Source organism: Neorhizobium sp. LjRoot104, from assembly GCF_964253725.1.
Taxonomy (GTDB): domain Bacteria; phylum Pseudomonadota; class Alphaproteobacteria; order Rhizobiales; family Rhizobiaceae; genus Neorhizobium.
In genome coordinates this window covers 2,086,752-2,111,921 of sequence record NZ_CAXURS020000001.1, presented here as the reverse complement: position 1 = coordinate 2,111,921, position 25,170 = coordinate 2,086,752, and the positions used below count along the sequence as shown (strand labels likewise).

26 protein-coding genes are annotated in these 25,170 nt (G+C 62.6%); 13 read left to right on the top strand and 13 right to left on the bottom strand.

All coding sequences use genetic code 11. The annotated features are described in order from the left end of the window. Nucleotides 1-7: 7 nt before the first annotated feature. On the top strand, nt 8-325 hold the full coding sequence (locus ACSQ8R_RS10565; protein ID WP_436253298.1) for a hypothetical protein: 318 nt from the start codon (nt 8-10) through the stop codon (nt 323-325). A 60-nt stretch (nt 326-385) separates the two neighbouring features. Here ACSQ8R_RS10565 and ACSQ8R_RS10560 read toward each other — a convergent pair whose 3' ends face one another. From ACSQ8R_RS10560 to ACSQ8R_RS10540, 5 genes are all read right to left on the bottom strand, one after another. Continuing rightward, nucleotides 386-1,270, bottom strand: coding sequence for a polysaccharide deacetylase family protein (locus ACSQ8R_RS10560; RefSeq protein WP_436253297.1), 885 nt, complete (start codon nt 1,268-1,270; stop codon nt 386-388). An 18-nt stretch (nt 1,271-1,288) separates the two neighbouring features. Next, a complete protein-coding gene (locus ACSQ8R_RS10555) occupies nt 1,289-3,004 on the bottom strand; it encodes a dipeptide ABC transporter ATP-binding protein (protein ID WP_436253296.1) in 1,716 nt (571 codons plus the stop codon). Next, nucleotides 3,001-3,876 carry an ABC transporter permease gene (locus ACSQ8R_RS10550; protein WP_037083410.1) on the bottom strand — a complete coding sequence of 292 codons (876 nt, stop codon included), beginning with the start codon at nt 3,874-3,876 and terminating at the stop codon, nt 3,001-3,003. The genes ACSQ8R_RS10555 and ACSQ8R_RS10550 overlap by 4 nt, the downstream gene beginning before the upstream one ends. Next, nucleotides 3,876-4,847, bottom strand: coding sequence for an ABC transporter permease (locus tag ACSQ8R_RS10545; RefSeq protein ID WP_436253295.1), 972 nt, complete (start codon nt 4,845-4,847; stop codon nt 3,876-3,878). The genes ACSQ8R_RS10550 and ACSQ8R_RS10545 overlap by 1 nt, the downstream gene beginning before the upstream one ends. 76 nt (nt 4,848-4,923) lie before the next feature. Continuing rightward, on the bottom strand, nt 4,924-5,625 hold the full coding sequence (locus ACSQ8R_RS10540; RefSeq protein ID WP_436253294.1) for a creatininase family protein: 702 nt from the start codon (nt 5,623-5,625) through the stop codon (nt 4,924-4,926). Between the two features lie 209 nt (nt 5,626-5,834). Here ACSQ8R_RS10540 and ACSQ8R_RS10535 point away from each other — a divergent pair, with 209 nt between their 5' ends. From ACSQ8R_RS10535 to ACSQ8R_RS10525, 3 genes are all read left to right on the top strand, one after another. After that, complete coding sequence (locus ACSQ8R_RS10535) at nt 5,835-6,389, top strand: MarR family winged helix-turn-helix transcriptional regulator (RefSeq protein WP_436253293.1); 555 nt, start codon at nt 5,835-5,837, stop codon at nt 6,387-6,389. After that, nucleotides 6,386-7,978, top strand: coding sequence for an ABC transporter substrate-binding protein (locus ACSQ8R_RS10530; RefSeq protein ID WP_436253292.1), 1,593 nt, complete (start codon nt 6,386-6,388; stop codon nt 7,976-7,978). Before ACSQ8R_RS10535 ends, ACSQ8R_RS10530 begins: the two co-directional genes overlap by 4 nt. A gap of 85 nt (nt 7,979-8,063) precedes the next feature. After that, complete coding sequence (locus ACSQ8R_RS10525) at nt 8,064-9,014, top strand: isoaspartyl peptidase/L-asparaginase family protein (RefSeq protein ID WP_436253291.1); 951 nt, start codon at nt 8,064-8,066, stop codon at nt 9,012-9,014. 209 nt (nt 9,015-9,223) lie between these two features. On the opposite strand, the gene hppD is transcribed toward ACSQ8R_RS10525, so the two are convergent. Next, nucleotides 9,224-10,339: a 4-hydroxyphenylpyruvate dioxygenase gene (gene hppD, locus ACSQ8R_RS10520; protein WP_436253290.1), complete on the bottom strand. Its 1,116-nt coding sequence runs from the start codon at nt 10,337-10,339 to the stop codon at nt 9,224-9,226. Between the two features lie 125 nt (nt 10,340-10,464). Between hppD and ACSQ8R_RS10515 the strand changes: the two genes are divergently transcribed. After that, nucleotides 10,465-10,944: an Lrp/AsnC family transcriptional regulator gene (locus ACSQ8R_RS10515; RefSeq protein ID WP_436255439.1), complete on the top strand. Its 480-nt coding sequence runs from the start codon at nt 10,465-10,467 to the stop codon at nt 10,942-10,944. Here the strand turns inward: ACSQ8R_RS10515 and ACSQ8R_RS10510 are convergent. Further along, nucleotides 10,923-11,417, bottom strand: coding sequence for a MarR family winged helix-turn-helix transcriptional regulator (locus tag ACSQ8R_RS10510; protein WP_436253289.1), 495 nt, complete (start codon nt 11,415-11,417; stop codon nt 10,923-10,925). The two genes, ACSQ8R_RS10515 and ACSQ8R_RS10510, sit on opposite strands and share 22 nt — an antisense overlap. Nucleotides 11,418-11,496: 79 nt before the next feature. Here ACSQ8R_RS10510 and hmgA point away from each other — a divergent pair, with 79 nt between their 5' ends. The 3 genes from hmgA to maiA all read left to right on the top strand — a co-directional run bounded on the left by hmgA (nt 11,497) and on the right by maiA (nt 14,614). Then, entirely contained in the window at nt 11,497-12,861 is a 1,365-nt protein-coding gene (gene hmgA, locus ACSQ8R_RS10505; protein WP_436253288.1) for a homogentisate 1,2-dioxygenase, read from the top strand. Nucleotides 12,862-12,947: 86 nt separating this feature from the next. Then, nucleotides 12,948-13,967, top strand: a complete 1,020-nt coding sequence (locus ACSQ8R_RS10500) for a fumarylacetoacetate hydrolase family protein (RefSeq protein WP_436253287.1) — start codon at nt 12,948-12,950, stop codon at nt 13,965-13,967. Then, complete coding sequence (maiA, locus tag ACSQ8R_RS10495) at nt 13,964-14,614, top strand: maleylacetoacetate isomerase (RefSeq protein WP_436253286.1); 651 nt, start codon at nt 13,964-13,966, stop codon at nt 14,612-14,614. The genes ACSQ8R_RS10500 and maiA overlap by 4 nt, the downstream gene beginning before the upstream one ends. Here the strand turns inward: maiA and ACSQ8R_RS10490 are convergent. Next, on the bottom strand, nt 14,611-15,249 hold the full coding sequence (locus tag ACSQ8R_RS10490; protein ID WP_436253285.1) for a TetR/AcrR family transcriptional regulator: 639 nt from the start codon (nt 15,247-15,249) through the stop codon (nt 14,611-14,613). The two genes, maiA and ACSQ8R_RS10490, sit on opposite strands and share 4 nt — an antisense overlap. A 296-nt stretch (nt 15,250-15,545) precedes the next feature. Here ACSQ8R_RS10490 and ACSQ8R_RS10485 point away from each other — a divergent pair, with 296 nt between their 5' ends. The 4 genes from ACSQ8R_RS10485 (at nt 15,546) to ACSQ8R_RS10470 (ending at nt 19,411) form a co-directional block, all read left to right on the top strand. Beyond that, a complete protein-coding gene (locus ACSQ8R_RS10485; protein WP_436253284.1) occupies nt 15,546-16,109 on the top strand; it encodes a TRAP transporter small permease in 564 nt (187 codons plus the stop codon). A gap of 10 nt (nt 16,110-16,119) precedes the next feature. Next, entirely contained in the window at nt 16,120-17,400 is a 1,281-nt protein-coding gene (locus ACSQ8R_RS10480) for a TRAP transporter large permease (protein WP_436253283.1), read from the top strand. Nucleotides 17,401-17,473: 73 nt separating this feature from the next. After that, a complete protein-coding gene (locus ACSQ8R_RS10475; RefSeq protein ID WP_436253282.1) occupies nt 17,474-18,487 on the top strand; it encodes a TRAP transporter substrate-binding protein in 1,014 nt (337 codons plus the stop codon). A 63-nt stretch (nt 18,488-18,550) separates the two neighbouring features. Beyond that, nucleotides 18,551-19,411 carry a shikimate dehydrogenase gene (locus ACSQ8R_RS10470; protein ID WP_436253281.1) on the top strand — a complete coding sequence of 287 codons (861 nt, stop codon included), beginning with the start codon at nt 18,551-18,553 and terminating at the stop codon, nt 19,409-19,411. A gap of 10 nt (nt 19,412-19,421) precedes the next feature. On the opposite strand, the gene ACSQ8R_RS10465 is transcribed toward ACSQ8R_RS10470, so the two are convergent. After that, a complete protein-coding gene (locus ACSQ8R_RS10465) occupies nt 19,422-19,625 on the bottom strand; it encodes a hypothetical protein (RefSeq protein ID WP_436253280.1) in 204 nt (67 codons plus the stop codon). Between the two features lie 37 nt (nt 19,626-19,662). On the opposite strand from ACSQ8R_RS10465, the gene ACSQ8R_RS10460 reads away from it, so the two are divergent. Then, entirely contained in the window at nt 19,663-20,811 is a 1,149-nt protein-coding gene (locus tag ACSQ8R_RS10460; protein WP_436253279.1) for a M20 family metallopeptidase, read from the top strand. A gap of 6 nt (nt 20,812-20,817) precedes the next feature. On the opposite strand, the gene ACSQ8R_RS10455 is transcribed toward ACSQ8R_RS10460, so the two are convergent. The 4 genes from ACSQ8R_RS10455 to ACSQ8R_RS10440 are packed head-to-tail and all read right to left on the bottom strand — an operon-like array spanning nt 20,818 to nt 25,111. Next, nucleotides 20,818-21,561, bottom strand: coding sequence for a FadR/GntR family transcriptional regulator (locus tag ACSQ8R_RS10455; protein WP_436253278.1), 744 nt, complete (start codon nt 21,559-21,561; stop codon nt 20,818-20,820). Continuing rightward, nucleotides 21,562-22,548: a galactofuranose ABC transporter, permease protein YjfF gene (yjfF, locus tag ACSQ8R_RS10450; protein WP_436253277.1), complete on the bottom strand. Its 987-nt coding sequence runs from the start codon at nt 22,546-22,548 to the stop codon at nt 21,562-21,564. After that, complete coding sequence (locus ACSQ8R_RS10445; protein ID WP_436253276.1) at nt 22,545-23,591, bottom strand: ABC transporter permease; 1,047 nt, start codon at nt 23,589-23,591, stop codon at nt 22,545-22,547. Before ACSQ8R_RS10445 ends, yjfF begins: the two co-directional genes overlap by 4 nt. Further along, nucleotides 23,591-25,111 (bottom strand): sugar ABC transporter ATP-binding protein, encoded by a 1,521-nt coding sequence (locus ACSQ8R_RS10440; protein WP_436253275.1) that lies wholly within the window; start codon nt 25,109-25,111, stop codon nt 23,591-23,593. The genes ACSQ8R_RS10445 and ACSQ8R_RS10440 overlap by 1 nt, the downstream gene beginning before the upstream one ends. Between the last annotated feature and the right edge of the window lie 59 nt (nt 25,112-25,170).

Below are 25,170 nucleotides of genomic sequence, written 5' to 3'. Positions count from 1 at the left end.
GCATTCCATGAGCACAAAGGCGACGATTGCGAGGATCTGGCGGGGACGGACACCGACCGCAATGGCCGACGAATACGAGGCTTACTTGCTGGAGACGGGCATTCCGCCGCTCGTCAAGACCGCGTTAGCGGTCCAGCTTTTCCGGGAAGAGCTCGGCGATGAAACGGAGTTCGTGACGACCTCCTACTGGCCGGATTTCCAATCCATGGCGGCTTTCATCGGCGGCGATCCGAACAAGGTGCATCACCTCGACCGCGATCCGCACTATCTGGTTGAGTTGCCCGAAAGGGTGGCGATCATGAAAATCCTGGTCGACCGGATCTGAGTGCCTACCGCACCCCGGATCCGATGACAGCCGGTGATCAGTGCGACCCTGCGGGACGTCTTACACTCCGCCATTGTCCCTGGCGAAGCGGGCGATATCCGCGTGGGTGCCGAACCAGACGCCCTCGTGGCCCTGGATATGCCGGATCAGCTCTTCGAGCACGAAGATGCGTGATCGGTAGCCCGACACATGCGGGTGCATGGTGAGCAGGAACAGTCCGCCTTCGATATAGGCGCGGTCGAACTCGCGCTTGAAGATGTCTAGCACGGAGGTCGGCGGCGTGTAGGGGCGAAGCGCGGTGAAACGGTTCATGTTGAAATAGACCGCATCGTCGCGGATCCATTCGACCGGCAGTTCGACCATGCCGGTCGGTTCGCCGTCCTCGAGCAGTTCGTAAGGGTCGTCGTCGGCCATCAGCGAGGAATCGTAGATGAGCCCGAGTTCGCGCTCGATCTTCAGCGTCTCCTGCGAAAAATCCCAGGAAGGCGTGCGCATGCCGACCGGGCGGATGCCGGTGATATTTTCGAGCGTATCGGCGGCGCGGAAATGCAGTTCGCGTTCCTTGTCCGGGGGTACTTTCGTGTTCACTTCGTGGATCCAGCCGTGCAGGCCGATTTCGTGACCCTCGGCGATGACGCGCCGCTGTTCGTCGGGATAGAGGAGGGCGGCGACCGCCGGCACGAAGAAGGTCGCCGGCACATCGGCATTCTTCAGCGTCTGAAGGATGCGCGGCACGCCCATGCGGTTGCCGTATTGCCCCTGGGACATGCGGCCGATCGATTCGCCGCCGTCGCGAAGCTCGTTGGTCTCATGGTCGCTGTCGAAGGAGAGTGCGACCGCGCAGCGCGCTCCATCCTTCCACTCCGTCGGCTTCAGCGAGCGGCCGGCGCGCACCTTGTTGACCTTGCCGCGCCAGGTGGCCTCGTCCCATTCCCATGGTTCCATGTCCCGTTCTCCCTTTTGTTATTCAGCCGCCTCAGGCAGGACCGGGACGGCTGCGAGCAGCCGCCTGGTGTAGTCATGCTGCGGGTCGGCGTAGATCGTCGATGCGTCGCCTTCTTCGACGATCCTGCCGCGATACATGATCGCGACGCGGTCGCAGAGATGCCGGACGACGGACAGGTCGTGGCTGATGAAGATCAGCGACAGGTCGAGTTCGGCGCGCAGGCGGATCAACAGGTTGATGATCTGCGCCTGGATCGACACGTCAAGCGAGGCGACCGGTTCGTCGCAGACAATCACATCCGGCTGCATGGCAAGCGCCCGGGCGATGGCGATGCGCTGGCGCTGACCACCGGAGAACTGATGCGGGAAACGGTTGGCGAATCCCGGATCGAGCCCGACCGCCGCCAGCCATTCCTTGACATAGGCGGGCGCTTCCGCGCGGGTGACAAGCTTATGGGCGAGCGGGCCTTCGGCGATGATGTCGCCGATCCGCATTCGGCCGTTCAGCGACGCGAACGGATCCTGGAAGATCGTCTGGATGCGGGTGGTGATTTTTCGCGCATTGCGGCCGCCGCTCATCACCGGCTTGCCGTTGAGACGGATCGTGCCTGCGGTGGGAACCGCGATGCCGGCCGCCATGCGGCCGAGCGTCGATTTTCCGGAGCCGGATTCGCCGACCAGGCCAAGCACTTCGCCGCGATTCAGCGTGATCGAGACACCGTCGACTGCCTGCACCACCGGCAGCGGCTGGGAAATTCCCGACTTGATCGCCAGGTTCCGGAACAGGCCCGCCGGCTTTTCGAAGCGCTTCATCGCATTGTCGATAACAAGGTAGGGGCTGCCGAGCGGCGGCAGATTGGCGGTTGCCGACTTGCGTGGCGGCGGAGCCGCGTCGGCGATGCCAATGCCGCGCAGCAGCAACTGGCCGGGCTTGGCGCGCGAGGGCAGCGCGTCGAGCAGCGCCTTGGTATAGTCGTGCTGCGGGCGGGTGAGCACGCCGAGCGCCGGGCCGATCTCGACGATATTGCCGGACCGCATCACCGCGACGCGGTCGGCGAGGGACGATACGACTGCGAGGTCATGACTGATCCAGATCAGCGCGGTGCCGAGTTCGGCTACCAGTTCCTTCATCTCGGCAAGGATTTCCGCCTGTATCGACACGTCGAGCGCCGTCGTCGGTTCGTCGCAGATGATCAGTTTCGGCCGGTGCAGCAGGGCGATGGCAATTGCCACGCGCTGGCGCATGCCGCCGGAAAACTGGTGCGGAAAGAAATCCACCTTGCGTTCCGGCTCGGTGATCCTGACCTGCGCCAGCGCCTTGATCGCTCTTTCGCGCGCGTCCGAGGCACTGATGTTTTCATGCGCTTCGAGGGCGAGCCTGATCTGGGTGCCGATGCTGAGAACCGGGTTCAGCGTCATCATCGGGTCCTGGAAGACCATCGAAATGGTCTTGCCACGGATGGCGCGCAGCTCATGGGCAGGGAGGCCGATCAGTTCGCAGCCTTCGAGCCTGATCGATCCCTCGACGATGCGGCCGGGCTCGTCGATCAGGCCGATGATCGAGAAGCCCGTGATCGACTTGCCGGAACCGGATTCGCCGACCAGGCCGAGCACTTCGCCCGGCGCCAGCGAAAAGGAGACGCCATCGACCGCCTTGATCTCGCCGCGGCCGCTCGGGAACCAGGTCTTGAGATTGGTGACTTCGAGAAGCGGGCCAATATACGACGGGGTCATCGGCGGAGCCTCGGGTTGAGCTGGTCGCGGATCTGGTCGCCGACGAGATTGAGCGAGACAATGAACAGGATCAGCGCGACGCCCGGATAGATCGAGATCCAGTAACGGCCGGAGAGCAGGTATTGAAAACCGTTGGCGATCAGCATGCCGAGCGACGGTTCGGTCGGCGGCAGGCCGACGCCCAGGAAGGAGAGAGTGGCTTCGAGCGAGATGGCGCTCGCCACCTGCACGGTCGCGACGACGATCAGCGGCGGCAGCGAGTTCGGCAGGATATGTTTCAACACGACGCGCCAGGGCGATAGCGGTATGGAAAGCGCCGCCTCGACATAATCCTTTTGCCGTTCGGCGGACGCCGCGCCATGGGCGGTGCGGGCGAAATAGGCGTATTGCGCGAAGATCAGCGCCATGATCAGCTGGTAACGCCCTTGTCCGAGAAGGGCGGCGATGACGAAGGCGAGCAGGATGGCCGGGAAGGACAGCTGCAGGTCGACGATGCGCATCGCGAGGCTTTCGAAGCGGCCGCCGATATAGGCCGCCGAGCAGCCGACCACCGCGCCGATGACGAAGGCGATGCCGCCGGCAATCACGCCCATTTGCAGCGAGATGCGCAGGCCGTAGATGATCGCCGACAGCAGGTCGCGGCCTTGCGAGTCCGTGCCGAGCCAATGGGTGTAGCCGCCGGTGCCGACATAACCCGGCGCCCGCCGCGCATCGCGCAAGACCAGGCTGGTGAGGTCATAGGGGTCCTGCGGCGTGACCAGCGGCGCGATGATCGCGGTCAGCACGATCAGGAAAACGACGATCGCGGCACCGGTTGCGACCTTGTTGCGGAAGAATTCCTCGAGGAAGCGGCCAAGCAGAGTGTCGCGCATCAGGCACGTCCCTTTCGCAGGCGCGGATCGAGCAGCGCGTAGGTCAGATCGACGATCAGGTTGATGACGATGAACAGGAAGGCGACGAGCATCAGGTAGGCGACCATGACCGGCCGGTCGAGTGAGGTGATGCTGTCGATGATCAGCTTGCCGAGGCCCGGCCAGGAAAAGATGGTTTCGGTGACGACCGCAAAAGCGAGCGTCGAGCCGAGTTCCAGGCCAAAGACGGTAACCAGCGGGATGGAAATCAGCCGCAGAACGTGCCGGCTCAGCACCGTGAATTCCGAGAGGCCAGCGGCGCGGGCGAATTTCACCGTGTCGCTCAGCATCAGTTCACGGGTGCCGGCGCGCGCCAAGCGGATCATCAGCGAGAACTTGAAGAGTGCGAGGTTCAGCGCCGGCAGGACGAGGTGGGAAATCCCGTCGCCGGTCAGGAAACTGAAATCGACGCCGAACAGGCTGACCGTCTCGCCGCGTCCGCCGGCCGGCATGCAGCCGCATTGGACGGCAAAAACCATGATCAGCATCAGGCCGAACCAGAAGGTCGGCACCGAGAAGCCGAGGATCGAGATCGCCATGGTGGCACGCGAAACCAGGCTGTGCGGCCGGTAACCGGCATACATGCCGATCGGGATGCCGACGAGGCTGGCGAAGAGGACGGCGGCGAGCGTCAATTCCAGCGTTGCCGGCAGGCGGGTGAGGATCAGCTCGCTGACCGGCATGCTATAGACGAGCGAGCGGCCGAAATCGCCTTCGACCAGCCTGCCGAGAAAGGCGAAATATTGCCGCCAGAGCGGCTGATCGAGCCCGTATTGGGCGATCACCGCGGCACGGATGTCCTGCGTCGCATCCGGGGAGATCAGCACGTCGATGGGATTGCCGACGGCATAGACGCCGCAGAAGACAAGCGCCGACATGGCGATGACCACGATCGCCGCCTGCCACAGGCGTTGCAAGATGAAACCTAACATATGTTCCCCTGTTCTTGTCCCCAGGCCCGTCTTCTGCGGGTTTCTTAGGGTGAGGTGCCCGAAGGCTGCCTCGCCGTCAGTGCCAGTCGTTTTCGAGAAGTTCTCGCGTTTCCGCGACGGCCACGTCCCAGATCGCCAGCATGTCCTCGTCGGGGCGCTGGTAGAGGCCGTGATAGTTTCCGTCGCCCAGCAGTTCGCGTTTGCGGGCTGCATCGACGCGAGCAAGGCCGGCGAAATCCACCTTCGGCTTGGCGCTTGTCGGCTGGCGCTGATCGGTGGTGCGCGTCCAGGGGAAGTTTTCCATCCAGGAGGCGTGCGATGCCGCCGGATCGGTGTCCTGCACCTTTGCCCAGGTCTTTGGCGCGCGCCACCAGTCGTGGAATTTCACCGACGCGTCCGGATGAGCATTCAGCCATTCGGAGATGACCGCTGTCGCCGGCGTATTGCCGCCGTGGCCGTTGACGATCAGGATGCGGCGGAAGCCGGAACGGTGGATGCTGTCCATCAGGTCGCGGATCACCCCGATATAGGTGGACAACGTCAGCGTCAGCGTGCCGGGAAAAGTCGCGAACGATGAGGCGAGGCCGTAGGGCACGACCGGGAAAACCGGAATGCCGAGCGGCTCTGCTGCGTCAAGCGAGACCTTCTCGGCAAGGATCATGTCGGTCGCGAGGCTCAGATAGGCGTGCTGTTCGACGCTGCCGATCGGGAGCACGCAGCGGTCGTCCTCCGCCGCCCGTTCCTCCACCTGCATCCAGTTCATATCCGCGATCTTCATGAAATCTCCAAGCGATGCCCGTTCCGCGCAAAAACTAATCAGAACTTCGCGAAAAGCACAAAAAATGTGCCTTGACAGGCGCTGCGCCAATCAAGTGCAAGGTTCCATACGGAACTAAAAAAAGAGATTGACAGCCAAATAACCTACCGTCAAGTTCCATACGGAACAAAATCCGGACGGGATTTCTGCGGGAGATGACGGCGTTGCAATTGGAAATCTCATCCCTCGACGCGCTCCTGAGGCAAGGCGGCAAGGCCGCGGCCGGCAGTCACGGCGTCGATGATCTGGTCTCCGTGAAGCTTTGGCAGAACCCGTGCTGGCTTTCCTTTCGCATCAATTTCCTGGCGCTGCAGTTCAACGAACCGATCTATCGCTGGATCGAAAAAGAGTATGGGCTGGCCCGGCCGGAATTCGTAGTGCTCTATTCGCTCGGCCTTTCCGACGGGCTGACGGCCAGTGCGATCAGCAGCTCCTCGGGCTTCCCGAAGAATACGATGAGCCGGGCGATCCAGAAGCTGATCGACAAGAACATCATCCGGCGCGAGGTCGATGCGGCGGATCTTCGAAGCTTCGTCCTCTACATCACGGACGAGGGAAAGCGCATCGTCGACCAGGCCATGCATCCGATGGTGGAGCGCGAAAAGGTCATGCTGTCGGGGCTGACCCCTGCCGAAAAGCTGATGCTCTCCGAACTGCTGGCCAAAGTCGTCGTGGACTCACCCAACTGGCCCCCAATGATAAATATAGAGGAGAACGAAGAATGACGATTTCGAAGACATTCCGCACCGCGGCTCTCGCCGCCGTATTGCTCGGCAGCGTTTCGGGTGCTGCACTTGCCGCCGACCTGACGATCGGCGTGCGCGCCGGCCCGCTGTCTGTAGACCCGCATTTCACCGCGGCCGGCACCCATGCCGAAGCGGTCAAGCATATCTATGACTCGCTGGTGAAATCCGGCAACAATCTCGAACTCGAGCCAGGCCTTGCGACGAGCTGGAAGGCCATCGACAACACGACCTGGGAGTTCAAGCTCCGCCCGGGTGTGAAGTTCCATGACGGCTCCGACTTCACTGCCGAGGACGTGAAGTTCTCGATCGAACGCATCCCCGCGGTGACCGGCCCGAACCCGACCACCATCTATGTCCGCCGCGTGCGGGGCATCGAGATCGTCGATCCGCTGACGATCCGCATCAAGACCGATGGTCCGGCACCGAACCTGCCGAACGATTTCATCCGTCTCTTCGTCGTGTCGCACACGGCCGCCAAGGATTTTTCCGCGAATGCCGACAAGGCGTCGGAAGGTTTCAATTCCGGCAAGGCGGCGATCGGCACCGGCCCCTACAAGTTCGTCTCCTGGACGCCGAAGGAACAGCTCGTGCTGCAGAAGTTCGACGGCTACTGGGGCGAGAAGGAACCCTGGGACAAGGTCACCCGCAAGGAGATCCCGAACGATGCGGCCCGCGTCGCACAGCTGAAAGCCGGCCAGGTCGACCTGATCTCGCGCATTCCGGCCTCCGACGTCCCGACGCTCGAGAAGGATGCCAAGCTCACCGTCGTGCGCCAGGATAGCGTCTATCTCTTCAACGTCGCCTTCGATTTCCGTGATAAGCCGCCGCAGGTGAGCGCCAAGGATGGTTCGCCGTTGCCGAAGAACCCATTCCAGGATCCCAAGGTGCGCGAAGCCTTCGATCTGGCGATCGACCGCGAGACGATCACCGAGATCGCCATGGAAGGCATGGGCAGCGTCCAGTCGCAGCTCGTGACACCGAATATCTTCGGCTGGAACCCGGCCGTCAAATCCACGAAGGCCGATCCGGCAAAGGCCAAGAAGCTGCTTGCCGAAGCGGGTTATCCGAACGGCTTCAAGGTGACCTTCTCCTTCACCAACGACCGCCTGCCGGGCGACAAGGATGTCGGCACGACGATCGCCCAGATGCTGACGGCCGTCGGCATCCAGGCGGAGGCGAACGCTCAGCCGGGCGCCGTCTTCTTCCCGGCCAACACCCGCGGCGACTACTCGATGACCATGTCGGGATGGGGCACGCTGACGGGCGAGTCGAATTACACCCTGTCATCGCTCGCCCACAGCAATGACCCGGCGAGCAAGCTCGGTGCGTTCAACCTGCGCGGCTATGCCAACAAGACGATGGACAAGCTGATCGAGGACGCCGCCGTCGAGATGGACGCCAAGAAGCGCGAAAAGTTCCTGATGGACGCCAATGCGCTGGTTTCGACCGATCGACCCTATCTCGCGATCGCCTCGACGGTCTCGGCCTGGGGCATGAAGAAGAGCATTACCATCGTTCCCCGTTCCGACGAGGACACGCTGGCGATGAACATCCGCCCGGCGAAATAAGGCTTGCCAACGGGGGAGCGACCGGCCGGGCGTCTTGCCCGGCCTTTTTTCTGAAAAGACCTTAAATTCAGAGGGGGAAGGACCGATGGGAAAGATTGCGCTGGCGATCCATGGCGGCTGCGGCGTCATGGCGAAGCTCGACCTGACGGATGAGGAATGGGCGGCTGCCCGCGTCGATCTCGGCCGGGCGCTGAAAGCCGGCTGGGAAGTTCTGACGGCAGGCGGTGCGGCGCTCGACGCGGTGCAGGCAGCCGTGGTCGTCATGGAAGATTCGCCGCATTTCAACGCCGGTTACGGTGCGGCCCTCAACACCAACGGCAAGCATGAGCTCGACGCCTCGATCATGGATGGCCGCACGCTCGAAGCCGGCGCCGTGACGCTGGTGCGGCGCATCCGTAATCCGATCAAGGCGGCCCGCAAGATCATGGAAAAGGGCGATGCGATCCTGCTCGGCGGGGACGCCGCCGACGAGTTCGCCCGCGAGGCCGGGCTCGACATGGTCGAGCCGGATTATTTCACCACCGAGCGCCGCATCAAGGCGCTGGCGGCGATGAAGGCCCATGCGGCGGCCGGCACGGCTGCGAAAGCGAGCGAGTCGGAAAAACATGGCACGGTCGGCGCGGTGGCGCTTGATGCTGCCGGACATCTGGCCGCCGCGACCTCGACCGGCGGCTACAACAACAAGCCGGAAGGCCGGATCGGCGACACGCCGATCATCGGCGCCGGCACCTATGCGCGCGACGGCGCCTGCGCCGTCTCGGGCACCGGCAAGGGCGAATATTTCATGCGCTATGCGGTCGGCCACGAAGTGGGCGCCCGCGTCTCCTATCTCGGCGAGAGCCTCGAGAAGGCGGCCGCCAAGGTCATCCATGAGGACCTGAAGCAGCATGATATCGGGGCAGGGCTGGTGGCGGTCGGCGCCGACGGCTCGATCACCGCGCCCTACAATACCGACGGCATGTTCCGCGGCTGGGTGACGCCGGAGGGCGAATTCCACGTTGCCACCCATGGCGAGGTTTTCCAGATCAAGCCCTGAGACGGCGGGGGGGCTAAAATGACCCGACGCCACATTGGGATCGCCGTCATGATCGGTCTGTCCCGGGTATCCGCAACGGTCCGATTTCATCGAGGGACGGCGGATCCTCGGCACAAGGCCGAGGATGACGGTTGTGGGTTTTGTCGGCCTTAAAAAGATCAGCCCGGCGGAACGACCGCCGGGCTTTCTACCCGCTGGAGCTGCTCTTGTTATTCGGCGGCTTCCTGCGGTTTCAGCACGCCGCGGCGGATCTGGTCTTCCTCGATGGATTCGAACAGGGCGCGGAAATTGCCCTCGCCAAAGCCTTCGTCGCCCTTGCGCTGGATGAATTCGAAGAAGATCGGGCCGATCACGGTTTTCGAGAAGATCTGCAGCAGGATCTTGGTCATGCCGCCATCGACCACGCCTTCGCCGTCGATCAGGATGCCGTGTTTCTTCATCCGCTCGATCGGCTCGTCATGGCCGTGCACGCGGGTTCCCGACATTTCGTAATAGGTATCCGGCGGGCCGGGCATGAATTTCAGCCCGTTGTCAGCGAGCTTGTCGGTCGCCTCGTAGATGCCGTCGGTGCCGACCGCGATATGCTGGATGCCTTCGCCCTTGTACTTCTTCAGGAATTCCTCGATCTGGCTGGTCTCGTCCTTGGACTCGTTCAGCGGAATGCGGATCTTGCCGCAAGGGGAGGTGATCGCCCGGCTCACCAGGCCGGTGATGCGGCCGTCGATGTTGAAGAAGTGGATCTGCTTGAAGTTGAAGAGTTCGCGGTAAAAATCCCACCACTTGTCCATATTGCCGCGATAGACGTTGTGGGTCAGGTGGTCGAGATAATAGAAGCCGACCCCCTCCGGCTTCGGGTTCTTTTCGCCGAGCCATTCGAACTCCGCGTCATAGGCCGAGCCCTTCTCGCCATAGGTCTCGATGAAATAGAGAAGCGAACCGCCGATGCCGACGATGGCCGGCACATCGAGCGTCTTGTCGGTGCCTTCATAGGGCGTTGCGCCCTTGGCCACCGCGTGATCGAAAGCGTGTTGGGCATCGACCACACGCCAGGCCATGGCCGGCGCACAGGGGCCGTGTTCTCCGACGAAGCGCATGGCATGGCTGCCCGGTTCGGCATTGAGGATGTAGTTGATGTCGCCCTGGCGCCAGACGGTGATGTTCTTCGTCCTGTGCCGCGCCACCGGTCTGTAACCCATGCGGGTGAACAGCTCTTCCAGCTTCTGGGGCTCGGGATGGGCGAATTCGACGAATTCGAAACCGTCGGTTCCGGCCGGATTGTCTTTGGTGATTTCGGAAACCGGCGCGTCGTGCGGGAAAGGACCCATGGCAAACTCCTCCTGATGAGTTGGCTGACATGATGATGCAAGCGAGGCGCATTGTGCTTGCAATCTTGGCGAGGTTCTGCTGGATTCGTGCATGAAGTGTGCGGAATTTACGAGCTGGATGCATGATGGACGCGCTTGACGGCTATGACCTGAAAATATTGAGCCACCTGCAGACCGATGGGCGGCTGACCAATAACGAACTGTCGGAGCTGATCGCGCTTTCGCCGTCGCAATGTTCACGCCGCCGGGCGCGGCTTGAAGGCGAGGGGTTCATCCAGACCTATCGGGCGCATCTCAACCGACAAAAACTCGGCCTCGACCTTTTGGTGGTGATCGCCGTGACGCTCGCCACGCACAATCGCGACAATGCCAAGCGGTTCGCGCGCCTCGTCGAGGACCTGCCGGAAGTGCTCGAATGTTTCTCGCTGACCGGCGAGATGGATTATCACCTGAAGGTGGTGACGCGGGATCTCGCGGGTCTGTCGCACTTCGTCAACGACGTATTGCTGCCGCACGAGAGCGTGCAGCATGTCAAAACCTCGATCGTTCTCAACGTATTGAAGGATTTTGGTGGGATTCCGATTCAAAAGCCCGCCAAGGGCTGAAGATCGTCTGGCTCCGGCAGTTTCCCTTTGCCCGAGCGGCGGATCACCTGCTCGATTGCAGCAAGACCGCTCGACAGCGCCTTGATGCCACTCTCGCCGATTTCCGCCTCCAGTTCGGCCTGGTAGCGGCGAGCGAGTTCGATCAGTTCCCGGTAGGCCTGATGCCCGGCGCTCGTGAGTTCCAGATGCTCGACCCGGCGGTCCGCCTCGTCCTGGCTGCGTTTCAGCCAGCGGCGCTGTTCGAGCGCAAACACGGCGCGGCTGACCTTGGTCTTGTGCATGCTGGAATGAATGCCGACCGACTTCGACGTCATGCGTCCCGAACTGCCAAGCGCCGCAAGCGCGCGCCATTCCGGCCGGGTCAGGCCGTATTTCGCCTTGTAATGGGCGGCAAACCGCAGGCCGACGAATTCGGCGGCGCGATTGAGCCTGTAGGGGAGGAACTGTTCAAGCTGGAAGATATCTGTCGGCATGGCATTGATGGGGCGTTGATGGTTACAAAATTGATGGTTACATTTGCAACCATATCGTCATCATGGGAGGAAACAAGCCATGCTGGACAAGGTCGATCCGAACGCCGCGCAATTTACCGGGGCGAATGCCGAGACGCTCGCCTACATGCCGGGTTTCGGCAATGATTTCGAAACCGAGAGCCTGCCCGGCGCCCTGCCGCAGGGGCAGAACAGCCCCCAGAAGTGCAATTACGGGCTTTATGCCGAACAGCTTTCCGGCTCGCCGTTCACCGCACCGCGCGGCACCAACGAGCGGTCCTGGCTCTATCGCATCCGCCCGAGCGTGCGGCATACGGGAAGGTTCAGGAAGATCGACTATCCGTTGTGGAAGACCGCGCCTCACATCGCCGAACATTCGCTGGCGCTCGGCCAGCTCCGCTGGAGCCCGCTGCCGGCGCCGACGGAAAAGCTGAATTTCCTCGAAGGCATCCGCACGATGACGACGGCGGGCGATGCGCTCTCTCAGAGCGGCATGGCGGCGCATGTCTATGCCTTCAACACCGACATGGTGGACGACTATTTCTTCAATGCCGATGGCGAGATGATGATCGTGCCGGAGGTCGGGTCGATCCGCGTCTTCACCGAGCTCGGCAAGATGGATCTCGAACCGTCGGAAATCTGCGTCATCCCGCGCGGAACGATGCTCAAGGTTATCCGGCTCGGCGAGGAAAAGGTCTGGCGCGGTTATGTCTGCGAGAATTACGGCGCCAAGTTCACGCTGCCGGATCGCGGGCCGATCGGGGCCAACTGCCTTGCCAACCCCCGCGACTTCAAGACGCCGGTGGCGGCCTACGAGGACAAGGAGACGCCCTGCCGCGTGCAGGTCAAATGGTGCGGTTCCTTCCATCTGACCGAGATCGGCCATTCGCCGCTCGACGTGGTGGCCTGGCACGGCAATTACGCGCCCTACAAATACGACCTGCGCACTTTCTCGCCGGTCGGCGCAATCCTCTTCGACCACCCGGATCCATCGATCTTCACGGTGCTGACCGCGCCCTCCGGCGAGGAGGGAACCGCCAACGTCGATTTCGTGATCTTCCCGCCGCGCTGGCTGGTTGCCGAGCATACGTTCCGGCCGCCCTGGTATCATCGCAACATCATGAGCGAGTTCATGGGCCTGATCTATGGCCGCTACGACGCCAAGGAGGAGGGTTTCGTACCGGGCGGCATGAGCCTGCACAACATGATGCTGCCGCATGGGCCCGACTTCACAGGCTTCGAAAAGGCCTCGAACGGCGAGCTGAAACCCGTCAAGCTCGACAATACGATGGCCTTCATGTTCGAGACCCGTTTCCCGCAGCAGCTCACCAAATTCGCGGCCGAGCTGGAGACCCTGCAGGACAGTTACGTGGATTGCTGGTCCGGGCTGGAGCGAAAGTTCGACGGCACACCCGGCATCAAGTGAGGCGGTGCCACATTCCGGTTGCCTTCTTGCGCGATCTCCACACATTCTGTGGGCAATACCAACGATAAAACGGGAAACACTCATTCATGAAGCTCGCGACACTGAAGGATTCCACTCGCGACGGCCGACTGGTCGTCGTCTCGAAGGACCTGACCCAATGCTCGGAGGTCGGCCATATCGCCCGCACGCTGCAGGCAGCGCTCGACGACTGGGCGTATGTGGGGCCGCGGCTCGAACGGGTCGCGGAGGGTATCGAGACCGGTTCGCAGCCGACCATCCGTTTCCACGAGCATGACGCGGCATCGCCGCTGCCGCGCGCCTACCAGTGGGCGGATGGATCGGCCTACGTCAATCACGTCGAACTGGTGCGCCGAGCCCGCAATGCGGAGATGCCGGAGAGCTTCTGGACCGATCCGCTGATCTACCAGGGGGGGTCCGACAGTTTCCTCGGGCCGCGCGATCCGATCCTGCTCGAAAACGAAGCCTGGGGCGCCGATATGGAGGGCGAGATCGCCGTGATCCTCGGCGACGTGCCGATGGGGGCTTCGGTGGATGAGGCACGCGAGGCGATCCGGCTCGTACTTCTCGTCAACGACGTGTCCTTGCGCGGGCTGATCCCTTCCGAACTGGCCAAGGGGTTCGGCTTCTTCCAGTCGAAACCATCCTCCGCTTTTTCTCCGGTCGCGGTAACGCCCGATGAGCTGGGTTCGGCCTGGGACGGCGGCAAGCTTTCGCTGCCGCTGAAGGTCGACCTGAACGGCAAGCCCTTCGGTAGGGCCAATGCCGGCATCGACATGACCTTCGATTTCCCGCAGTTGATCGCCCATGCGGCAAAGACCCGGCCGCTCGTCGCCGGCACGATCATCGGTTCGGGCACGGTCTCCAACAAGCTCGACGGCGGTCCCGGCAAGCCGGTTGCCGATGGCGGCGCCGGTTATTCCTGCATCGCCGAGATCCGCACGATAGAGACGATCAATCTCGGGGTGCCGAAGACGCCGTTCCTGCATTTCGGGGATACCGTCAGAATCGAAATGAAGGACGACAAGGGGCACTCGATCTTCGGTGCGATCGAGCAGACCGTGACGCAATACGAGAAGGCAGGATGAGCGATACGGTTCTCTACGACTACTGGCGATCCTCGGCGAGCTATCGGCTGAGGATCGCCCTCAACATGGCGGCTGAAACATTCCGTACGGTTCCGGTCGACATTCTCGCCAGGGAGCACAGGTCGCAGGAGCATCTCGCCCGCAACCCGCAGGGGCTGGTGCCGGTGCTGGAAATCGACGGCCACAGCTTCGCTCAGTCGCTAGCCGTGATCGAATATCTCGACGAGACGCGCGGCGGCGCCTTCCTGCCGGGTGATTCCGTCGGGCGGCAGCGGGTGAGGGCGCTCTCCTATGTCATCGCCATGGAAATCCACCCGGTCTGCAATACCCATGTTGCCGCGCATGTCATGTCGATCACCGGTGGCGGCGACGATGCCCGGCTCGCCTGGATGCAGAAGTTCATCGGGGAAGGGCTCGCTGCCTTCGAGATGCTGCTCGCTTCCCCCTCGACCGGCACATTCTGCCATGGCGACAGGCCCGGCATGGCGGATATCTGTCTCGTGCCGCAGGTCTACAATGCGCGGCGATGGAGCGTCGATCTTTCGGCCTGCCCGAAACTTGTCGAGATCGCCGACCGCTGCGCCGAACTGAAACCGTTTGCCAACGCCCACCCCGACAACGCCCACCCCGGCAAGGCGCTTCGCTAAGTCTTCAGGTAGCTGATCACCGCGTCGGCGATCATGCCCTTGTGACGCTCCATGATCGCTGGTTCCGAAAGGTCACGGCGGAAGATCGTGCCGAACGTATAGCGGTTGGAGACACGGAAGAAGCAGAAGGCGCTGATCAGCATGTGAATGTCGATCGGGTCGGCGGTGCGGGCAAATATGCCGGCCGCGACACCGCGATCAAGGATCGCGGCAATGGTCTCGATGACCGAGACGTTCAGGTCGCGGATCGCCTCGGAGCGCAGCATATGGGCGGCGTGGTGGATGTTCTCGATGCTGACCAGCCGAACGAATTCCGGATTGGCCTCGTCATGTTCGAACGTCGACGAGATCAGCACCCGCAGCGCCTGTTCAGGGGGCAGGTTGGAAAGCTGCAGGTCCTCTTCCAGCGTGCGGATCTTACGGTAGGCGCGTTCGAGGACGGCGAGATAGAGCCCTTCCTTGCTGCCGAAATAATAGTAGATCATCCGCTTCGAAGTGCGGGTCTTCTCCGCGATCGCATCGACACGGCCACCGGCGAGGCCATGGGTCGTGAACTCCTCCGTCGCCACATCCAGGATGTCTTCCTGGGTGCGTTGCGGATCGTTTTTCCTGCCGTTTTCGCGCTTCGCCGCCATCCTCGAATCCGCCTTCACTGTTTCGTCCCGCCATGCTCACAGAAACAGGCCCTGTGGACAACCGATTGTCCACATCGAATTTTCGTATTTGTTCCAAAGTCATAATGGGTCTGGGCAAGGCTTTCAATAGATGGCGCTTGACATACGCACTAGTTCGTACATTTTATCCGAATTGCCGGTCGACCCCTGAGGAGGCGGTCCCGGTGGAGGTTATCTTGTCAAAGGATCGAGCAGGTAGCCGTATCAGCGGCTGCCGTTGACGACATCCGATGGCGGGCGCCTTGGGAGGACTGGAAGTGACACGAATCATCGATTTATATTTCTTTGCACTGAAGGTCGTCATCGCCCTGCTTCTGGCGGGCATGGTCGTGCTGGTCTTCGGCAACGTCGTACTACGTTATGCCTTCAACCAGGGGATCACCGTTTCAGAAGAGGTGTCGCGCGTCTTCTTCATATGGCTGACTTTCCTCGGTGGTGTCGTCGCAATGCGCGAACATGGACACCTCGGAGTCGATTCGCTTCTGAAGCGGCTGCCGCCGGCGGCCGCCAGGATCGCGGTGCTGACGGGGCAGGGGCTGATGCTCGTCGCCATCTGGCTGATGATCAGCGGAAGCTGGACACAGACGCTGATCAACCTGTCCGCCACCATGCCTGCCACCGGCATTTCCATGGGCTGGTTCTATGGCGCCGGCCTCGCCTTCGGGATCCCGACTTTCCTCATCGTCCTCTGGGACGCCTTCCAGGTGGCTACCGGCCGCATCGATATCGCGACTGCCCAATTGGTGCGCGACAGCGAGGAGGAAGTGGCTCTCGACAACCATCCGGAAGCCGCGGTCACCGCCGGCATCACCAAGGCCTGAGGAGAGACCGATGACGCTCACGATTTTCCTCGGCGCCCTTCTCGGTCCCATGGCACTCGGCGTGCCGATCGCATTCGCGCTCATCCTCAGCGGCGTTGCGCTGATGATGTACATGGACATCTTCGACGCCCAGATCGTCGCGCAGAACGTGCTGAACGGCGCCGACAGCTTTCCGCTGATGGCGGTGCCTTTCTTCCTGCTGGCCGGCGAGGTGATGAATACCGGCGGCCTGTCGAAGCGCATCGTCAATCTTGCCATGGCGCTGGTCGGCCATGTGCGCGGCGGTCTCGGTTTCGTGGCGATCTTCGCCGCCTGCGTGCTGTCGAGCCTTTCGGGTTCGGCTGTGGCGGATGCGGCGGCTCTCGGCGCGCTTCTCTATCCGATGATGATCAAGTCCGGCCACGACCCGGCCCGCACCGGCGGCCTGCTGGCGTCGGCTTCGGTCATCGGCCCGATCATCCCGCCTTCGATCGGCTTCATCCTCTATGGCGTCATCGGCGGCGTCTCGATCACCAAGCTCTTCCTCGCCGGCATCGTTCCCGGCCTGCTGATCGCGCTCGCACTCTGCGCCACCTGGCTGATCGTCGCCCGCAAGGAGCAGTTCGAACTGCCAAAGCGTCAGAGCCGCGAGGTGCGCATCAAGGCCTTCGTCGATAGTATCTGGGCGCTGATGCTGCCTGTCATCATCATCTTCGGACTGAAATTCGGCGTGTTCACACCGACCGAAGCGGGCGTCGTCGCCGCCGTCTATTCGCTTTTTGTCTCGATGGTCGTTTATCGTGAACTGGCTCCGTCCGAACTCCTCAACGTCTTCGTGGCGGCAGCAAAGATCACGGCGGTCGTGATGTTCCTGGTCGCCTGTGCCGCGGTTTCCGCCTGGCTGATCACGGTTGCCGACGTACCTGGCGATCTCGTCGCGCTGCTGGAGCCGCTGATGGACAACCAGACGCTGCTGCTGCTGGCGATCATGGCGCTGATCGTCGTGGTCGGCACGGCCATGGACATGACGCCGACCATTCTGGTGATGACGCCGGTGCTGATGCCGATCATCAAGCAGGCGGGCATCGATCCGGTCTATTTCGGCGTGCTTTTTATCATCAACAATTCGATCGGCCTGATCACGCCTCCGGTCGGCACGGTGCTCAACGTCATCTGCGGCGTCTCCAAGCTGTCGATGGAAGACCTCATGAAGGGCGTGATGCCCTTCCTGATCGCCGAGCTGATCGTCCTCATCCTTCTCGTTCTCTTCCCGCAACTGGTGACCGTGCCGGTCGCCTGGTTCGGGCGGTGAGGCCGGGAATCTTCTGCCAACCAAATGCATTTCAACCGGCCGTGGGGGACCCCGGCCATCAGTGGAGGAAAGAATGTTCAACACGATGATGAAACTGGCGCTCGGGATCGCCTTGCCGGTGATGCTGTTTGCCGGCACTGCTTCGGCCGAAGTCCGCGCGCATACGCTGAAATTCGCGGCCGCCAACAACAAGGGCCATCCGCAGGTCACCGGCATGGAAAAGTTCGCCGAGATCGTCAAGGCGAAGAGCGGCGGCAAGATCGAGATCAAGCTCTTTCCGGGAGGCGTGCTCGGGGGTGACGTACAGACCGTGTCGGCCCTGCAGGGCGGCGTGGTCGAGATGCTGGTGCTGAATGCCGGCATCCTGTCCAGCAACGTCAAGGCGTTCGGCGCGGTCGACCTACCGTTCCTGTTCAACAGCGGCGAGGAAGCCGACAAGGTGATGGACGGCGCCTTCGGCAAGAGCCTTTCCGACAAGCTGCCTGCAACCGGCCTCGTCGGTCTCGCCTATTGGGAACTCGGCTTCCGCAACCTCACCAACAATCGCCGCGCGGTCACCAAGCTCGAAGATATCAAGGGCCTGAAGATCCGCACGCTGCAGTCGCCGATCCCGATCGAACTGTTCAACAGCCTCGGCGCCAATGCAGTGCCGCTGCCCTACACGGAACTCTACACCGCGCTTGAAACCGGCACGGTCGATGGCCAGGAAAACCCTTTCGCGAACATCCTCAACGCCAAGTTCTACGAAGTGCAGAAGTACCTGACGGTCACCCGTCACCAGTACAACCCGCAGATCGTGCTGATCAGCAAGAAGTTCTGGGACGGCCTCAACGACGAGGAGAAGGGCATTCTCCAGGCGGCCGCGACCGAAGCCCGTGACTTCCAGCGCAAGGTCTCCCGCGAAGCGGACGCCAAGGCGCTCGACGAGATCAAGAAGACCGGCATGCAGGTCACCGAACTTAGCCCGGCGGAAACCCAGAAGATCAGAGATGCGGTGAAGCCGCTGATCGACAAGTTCAGCACCGACGTGGGCGCCGATACCGTTTCGCTGCTCTTCAAGGAACTGGACGCCGTCCGCAAGAAGTAACATTCCAGCGCCGGTCCGTCTCCGGACGGGCCGGCTCTTCCACCGAAACGAGGCAGTATACCCATGGCCGAGACATTGTTGAAACCCTTGAAGGCCGGGCTGATCGGCGCCGGCATCCAAGCCTCGCTGACGCCGGCCATGCATATGAAGGAAGGCGCAGCGCAAGGCTTTCGCTACGAATACGAGCTGATCGATCTCAATCTGCTCGGCCTGACGCCCAGCAGCCTGCCCGAACTCCTGGACGACGCGGAAGCACGCGGGCTGATCGGCCTCAACATCACGCACCCCTGCAAGCAGCTGGTCATTCCCTATCTCGACGAACTCTCCGACGAGGCGAGGGCGCTCGGCGCCGTCAACACGGTGGTGCTCGAGGACGGCAAGCGTCTTGGCCACAATACCGACTGGTGGGGGTTTGCCGAAAGTTTCCGGCGCGGCCTGCCGGGCGCCGATCTGAGCGCGGCGGTCCAGATCGGCGCCGGTGGCGCAGGCGTTGCGACGGCCTATGCTATCCTGTCCCTCGGTCTGAAGACGCTCACGGTGTTCGATCGCGAGCCTGATCGGGCCGAGCAGCTTGCTCGAACAATGTCGGCACTCTTTCCGGACGCCTCTATTCAAGCGTCATCCGATGTCGTTTCGGCAATGCGGGACGTCTCGGGCATCATCCATGCAACGCCGACCGGCATGGCAAAATATCCGGGCCTGCCGCTGCCGCCGGAACTTCTAAAGCCGCATCACTGGGTGGCGGAGATCGTCTATTTCCCGCTCGAAACCGAGCTGCTGAGCGTTGCCAGGCAGCGCGGCTGTCAGGTGCTGAACGGGGGCGGCATGGCCGTCTTCCAGGCGGTCGGCGCATTTCAGCTGTTCACCGGCCGGGAGCCGGATGCCGCTCGCATGCTCCAGCATTTCGCGGCACTGACAGTCTGAAGGAAGACTTTCACGCCTTGCGCGTCACATCGCCGCGCGTCGGTGGAACGGCCGGCGCGGTCGATGCGGCGAAGGTCGGGCCAGTCAAGGTCAGGCCAGTCAAGCTCAGGCCAGTCATGGAAACCTGGTTCAGGATGCGGCGGTTATCCGGGCAACGGGTCTGGCGATCCTGCCTCGGCCAACTATAGTGGCCGGGCCGCGTCTTCTGCGGCATCACCCTTCGCTCGCTGAATAACGCCCAAGGTATTCCCATGACACTTGCCATTTCCGCCAAAGATGTTGACGACAACGCGCTTATCGAAGAGCTGAAACGCTGGGTCGAGATCGAGACGCCGACGCTTGATGCCGCTGCTGTCAATCAACTGGCAGATCGGGTCGAGGCGATCGGCAAGGCGGCCGGTCTGGAGACGGAGCGGCTTACGGGCACGCTCGGTTTCGGCGATATCCTCGCGATCCGTTCGCCGCGACCGGCCGGCAACAACGAAAAGACGGTCTTGATCCTGGCGCATCTCGACACCGTTCATGCGGTCGGCGTGATCGACAACCAGCTGCAGCTGCGGCAGGAGGGGGACAAACTTTACGGCCCCGGTATCTACGACATGAAGTCCGGCGCGCTGATGGCGCTCGAGGCGATGAAACTCGCAGTCAGGCACGGGAGCAGGATGCCGATCGACCTGATTTTCGTGCCCGACGAAGAGATGGGAAGCCTGTCGTCACGCTCCTTCATGGAAGAGGCGGCGAAGAATGCGGGTTACACGCTGGTGGTCGAGCCCGCCCGCGATGGCGGCAAGATCGTCGTCGCCCGTAAGGGCGTCGCCATGTACGATGTCACCGTGCGGGGGCGTGCCGCTCACGCCGGCACAAGGCCACAGGATGGCCGGAATGCCATCCGCGCGGCCGCACGGCTTGTTCTGGAACTCGAAGCGCTCAACGATGCCGAACGCGGCGTTACCGTCACGGTCGGGACGATCCAGGGCGGCACCGGCCGCAACACGGTGCCGGCGGAATGCCGTCTGCAGGTTGACGTTCGTGTTCCCGACGATGCGATCGCCCGGGAGATCACCGGCAGGATCGAGGCGATGAAGCCGGTCGATCCGGATATCACCTTCGAAATCGACGGTCAGATGAACCGTCCGCCGTTCGCTCAGTCGGATGAAGGCAGGCGCCTTTTCGATGTGGCGGCAGAGATCGCGGGCGGCCTCGCGATCAAGCTCGAAGGAGCGGCGACGGGCGGCGGCTCGGATGGCAATTTCACGGCAGCGCTCGGAGTGCCGACGCTCGACGGGCTCGGTGCCGACGGTGCCGGCGCGCATACGTTCAACGAGCATATCTTCGTCAGCAGCGTTGCGCCGCGCACCGCCCTTCTCGCCAACCTGATGATCTCGCTCGAAGCGAGATAACACGTCTCAGGTCGGCAGGGTCACTTCGAACGAGTTGGCAATGCGGATTTTGCCGACCTCGATGACGTGGCGCATGGCGGCGATCGCCCTGTCTGGATCGCGCGAGGCAACCGCATGCGCGATCCTCAGGTGGTTGGTGGCGACCTCGTCGATCTTTTCCGGCGAGGCAGCCGGCGAGGAGAGCTGGAAGGAGATGGCGAGAGCCGCCTCGATCAGCGCGCTCGCCGAGCGCATGAACGGATTGCCCGACATCCGGGCGATGGCAAGGTGGAATTCCAGGTCTACCTTGGCGATGGTTTCCGGCGTGTGGGAAAGGTCGTCGAACTTCGCGGCAATCGCGTAGAGCGCGACGATGTCGTCGCTGGAGGCGCGCAGCGCTGCGGCGGCGGCGGCCGCCGGTTCCAGCGCCATGCGCATCTCCGCGAGGTGCTCGATGAATTCGAAGTCCAGCCCGGATTCGAAGCGCCAGCCGAGTACGTCCGAATCGAAGAAATTCCAGCTGGCCTTGTCGAGCACGCGGGTGCCGACCTTGGCCTTGGCTTCGACCAGCCTTTTGGCGGCGAGCGTCTTCATGGATTCGCGCAACACCGTGCGGGACACGCCGAAACGGGCGGAAAGCTCGGTGTCGCCGGGCAGCAGAGAGCCTTCCGGGATCTTGCCGGAAACGATCCCCCGGCCGAGCTCCGCCACCACATGGGCGTGGTTGCTGCGGCGCTTTCGTCCACTGATCGTCGTTTCCAGAAGTCCCACTCAGATCTCCTTCAGCCGGCCCTCGGCCAGTCGCCGGTTTGAATACCAGATGATTCCGCGCTGCAATACAATGAAGACGAAGAGAAGGATGCCAATGACGATTTTCGTCCACCAGGACGAGAGCGTCCCGTCGAAGACGATGTATGTCTGGATCAAGCCCTGGATCAAAATCCCGATGAATGTTCCCGCGACCAGGCCGACGCCGCCGGTCAGAAGCGTGCCGCCGATGACCACGGCCGCGATCGCATCGAGTTCGACGCCGACCGTCGCCAGCGAATAGCCGGACGAGGTGTAGAGCGTGTAGGCGATCCCCGCGAGGCCGGACAGGAAGCCGGACAGCGCATAGATGCCGACCGTCGTGGAGCCGACGGGAACCCCCATCAGCTCGGCCGATTGCTGGTTGCCGCCGATCGCATAGACATTGGCGCCAAAGCGTGTGCGCGCCGCGACGAAGGCGCCGACGATGAACACCAGCAGCATCAGCATGGCGAGTGTGGTCAGCCGGCCGCCGCCCGGAAAGCGGAAGTAGAAGCCCTGGATCGCGTCGATCATACCGTGCGAGATCGGCACGGATTCGGTCGAGATCAGATAGGCCGCACCGCGGGCCAAAAACATGCCGGCGAGTGTCACGACGAAAGGCGGTATGCCGAGATAGCGGATCATCCCGCCCATCAGGCTGCCGAAAAGGGTCGAGATGACCAGGACCGCCGCAAAGGCGATCAGCGGATGGACGCCGAGGGAGCCGACCATGACGGCCACGAAAACGCTGGTGAACGCAATCACCGAACCGATCGACAGATCGATGCCGCCCGACAGGATGACGAATGTCATGCCGACCGCGGCGATGCCCAGAAAGGCGTTGTCGGTCAGAAGATTGCCGATGACGCGCGTCGACATCATGTTCGGGAACTGCAGCACGCAGAGGGCATAGGCGATGACGAAGATGCCGAGCGTGGTGACGAAGGGCAGGTTGCGGGTGTGGATCATCGAACCGTTCCTTCCGCCTTGTGGGATGTGTCGCGGGATACCGTCTCGGCCTTGCGCCGCGGGGTCTTGAGGAAGCCGAACAGCGCCATGATCGCCGGCGACTGCAGGGTGAGGACGACGATGATGATGCCGGCCTTGATGATCAGGTTGAATTCCGGCGGGAAGCCGGAGACGAGGATGCCCGTGTTGATGGACTGGATGATCAGCGCGCCGATCAGAGATGCGGTGATCGAGAACCGTCCGCCGTTCAGCGACGTGCCGCCGATGACGACGGCGAGGATGGCGTCGAGCTCCAGCCAGAGACCGGCATTGTTGGCATCGGCGCCGCGGATGTCGGCGGTGACGATCAGGCCGGCGATGGCGGCGCAGATGCCGGAGATCGCATAGACGAAGAACAGCAGGAAGCGGGCGCGCACCCCGGCAAGCGTCGCGGCGCGGCGATTGATGCCGGTCGCCTCGATCAGGAAACCGAGCGCGGAGCGGCGCACCAGCAGGCCGATGATCAGTGCGGCGCAGATCCAGATGAGGATCGGGATCGGGATGCCGCCGAGCGAACCGGAGCCCAGCGCCGCGAAGCTGTCGTTGTTGAAGGTGAGGATGACGCCTTCGGTGATGAGCTGCGCGATGCCGCGGCCGGCCACCATCAGGATCAGGGTCGCGATGATCGGCTGGATGTCGAGGAGGGCGACCAGCACGCCGTTCCACAGCCCGCAGACGAGGCCAACGCCCAGCGAGATCAGGATCACGGCGGGCAACGGGTAGTCCTTGCTGATCAGCGTCGCGGCGACGGCGCCGCAGATTGCGATCACCGCGCCGATCGAGAGGTCGATGCCGCGGGTGGCAATCACCAGTGTCATGCCGATCGTCAGCAGCGCCACAGGGGCGGCGCGCACCAGAATATCGATCAGGCTGCCGTAGAGGCGGCCGTTCTGGAACGAGACGTTGAGGAAACCGGGTGCGACCGCCGTGATCAGGGCGAGGATGACCACAAGCGCGATGATCTGAGGGGCCAGCCGTTTCAGCCGGCGGGTGAGACGGTTCATCACGCGGCCTCCGTGCGGGTGGCGATCGCCTGCATGATGTTGTCGGCGGTCACCTGATCGCCCTTGAGTTCGGCGATATGCTTGCGGTCGGACAGCACGACGACGCGGTGGGCGATGGCGGTCAGTTCCTCCAGTTCCGAGGAGATGACGACCAACGACATGCCGTCGGCGCAGAGTTTTTCGATCATCTTCAGGATTTCCGCATGCGCGCCGATATCGATGCCGCGGGTCGGTTCGTCGAGAATCAGCAGACGGGGTTCGGTTGCCAGCCAACGGGCGAGGATCGCCTTCTGCTGGTTGCCGCCCGAAAGGAATTTCATCTGTCTATTGGGATCAGCAGGCCGGATATCCAGCGACTTGATGAAGCTTTCGGCAAGAGCTGCCTTTTCCCGCGACGAGATCGGTTTTGCCCAGCCCTGGCGGGCCTGCACCGCGAGCGCGATATTATCGGCGACTGAAAAATCGCCGATGATGCCGTCCGTCTTGCGCTCTTCCGGGCAGAAACCGAAGCCGCTGGCGATTGCCGCCTCCGGGGAGGAGAGGATTATCTGTTGATTGTCGATGGTCGCGGTGCCGCTGTCGGCGCGGTCGATGCCGAAGAGCAGGAAGGCGGTCTCGGTGCGGCCGGAGCCGAGCAGGCCCGCGACGCCGACCACTTCGCCGGGGCGAATATCCAGATCGAAAGGTGCGACGCTGCCGCGCTTGCCGTAACCCGAGAAGCGGATAGGCGCGTCCGCCGTCGAGGCGATGTTTTCTTCCTGCGCCTGATGTTCGCGGGTGATGTGCTGCAGTTCGCGGCCGAGCATCATCGAGATCAGCTCAAGCCGCGACAGTTCGGCGAGCTTGCGGGAGCCGACGAGCCGGCCGTTGCGCAGGACCGTGATGCGGTCGGCGACTGCATAAACCTGGTTCAAGAAATGGGTGATGATGATGATGCCGAGACCTTCCTCGCGCAGCCGGCGCAGGACCGTAAACAGCATCTCCACCTCGTGGGCGTCGAGGCTGGCGGTCGGTTCGTCGAGCACCAGAACCTTGCCGGAAAGATCGACGGCGCGGGCGATGGCGACAAGCTGGCGGACGGCAACCGAATAGGACGAGAGCAGGGCGTCGACGTCGATATCGAGGCCGTAGCGTTCGAGAAGCGCCTTCGAGCGGCGGCGCATTTCGCGGCGGTCGATCAGGCCGAAACGGCGTGGCTGGCGGCCCAGGAAAAGGTTCTCCGCGACCGTGAGGTTTTCGAGGAGATTGACCTCCTGGTAAACGGTGCCGATGCCGAGGCTTTGCGCTTCCGCGACGCTTCCCGGCGTTACCTCGGCGCCGTCGAGACGCATGGTGCCGTGATCGCGGCTGTAGACCCCGGTGAGGATCTTGATCAGCGTCGATTTGCCGGCGCCGTTTTCGCCGAGCAGCGCATGAATCTCTCCGCGTTCGAGCGTGAAGTCCACGCCGTCGAGCGCAGTGATGCCGAGGAAGGCCTTGCCGATGCCCCGGGCTTCCAGAAGTGAGTTCTTGTCCGACATGCCTAAAGTCCCGCGTCTATCGAAGAACCGGAGCGGCGTGATGCACCGCTCCGGTTGCT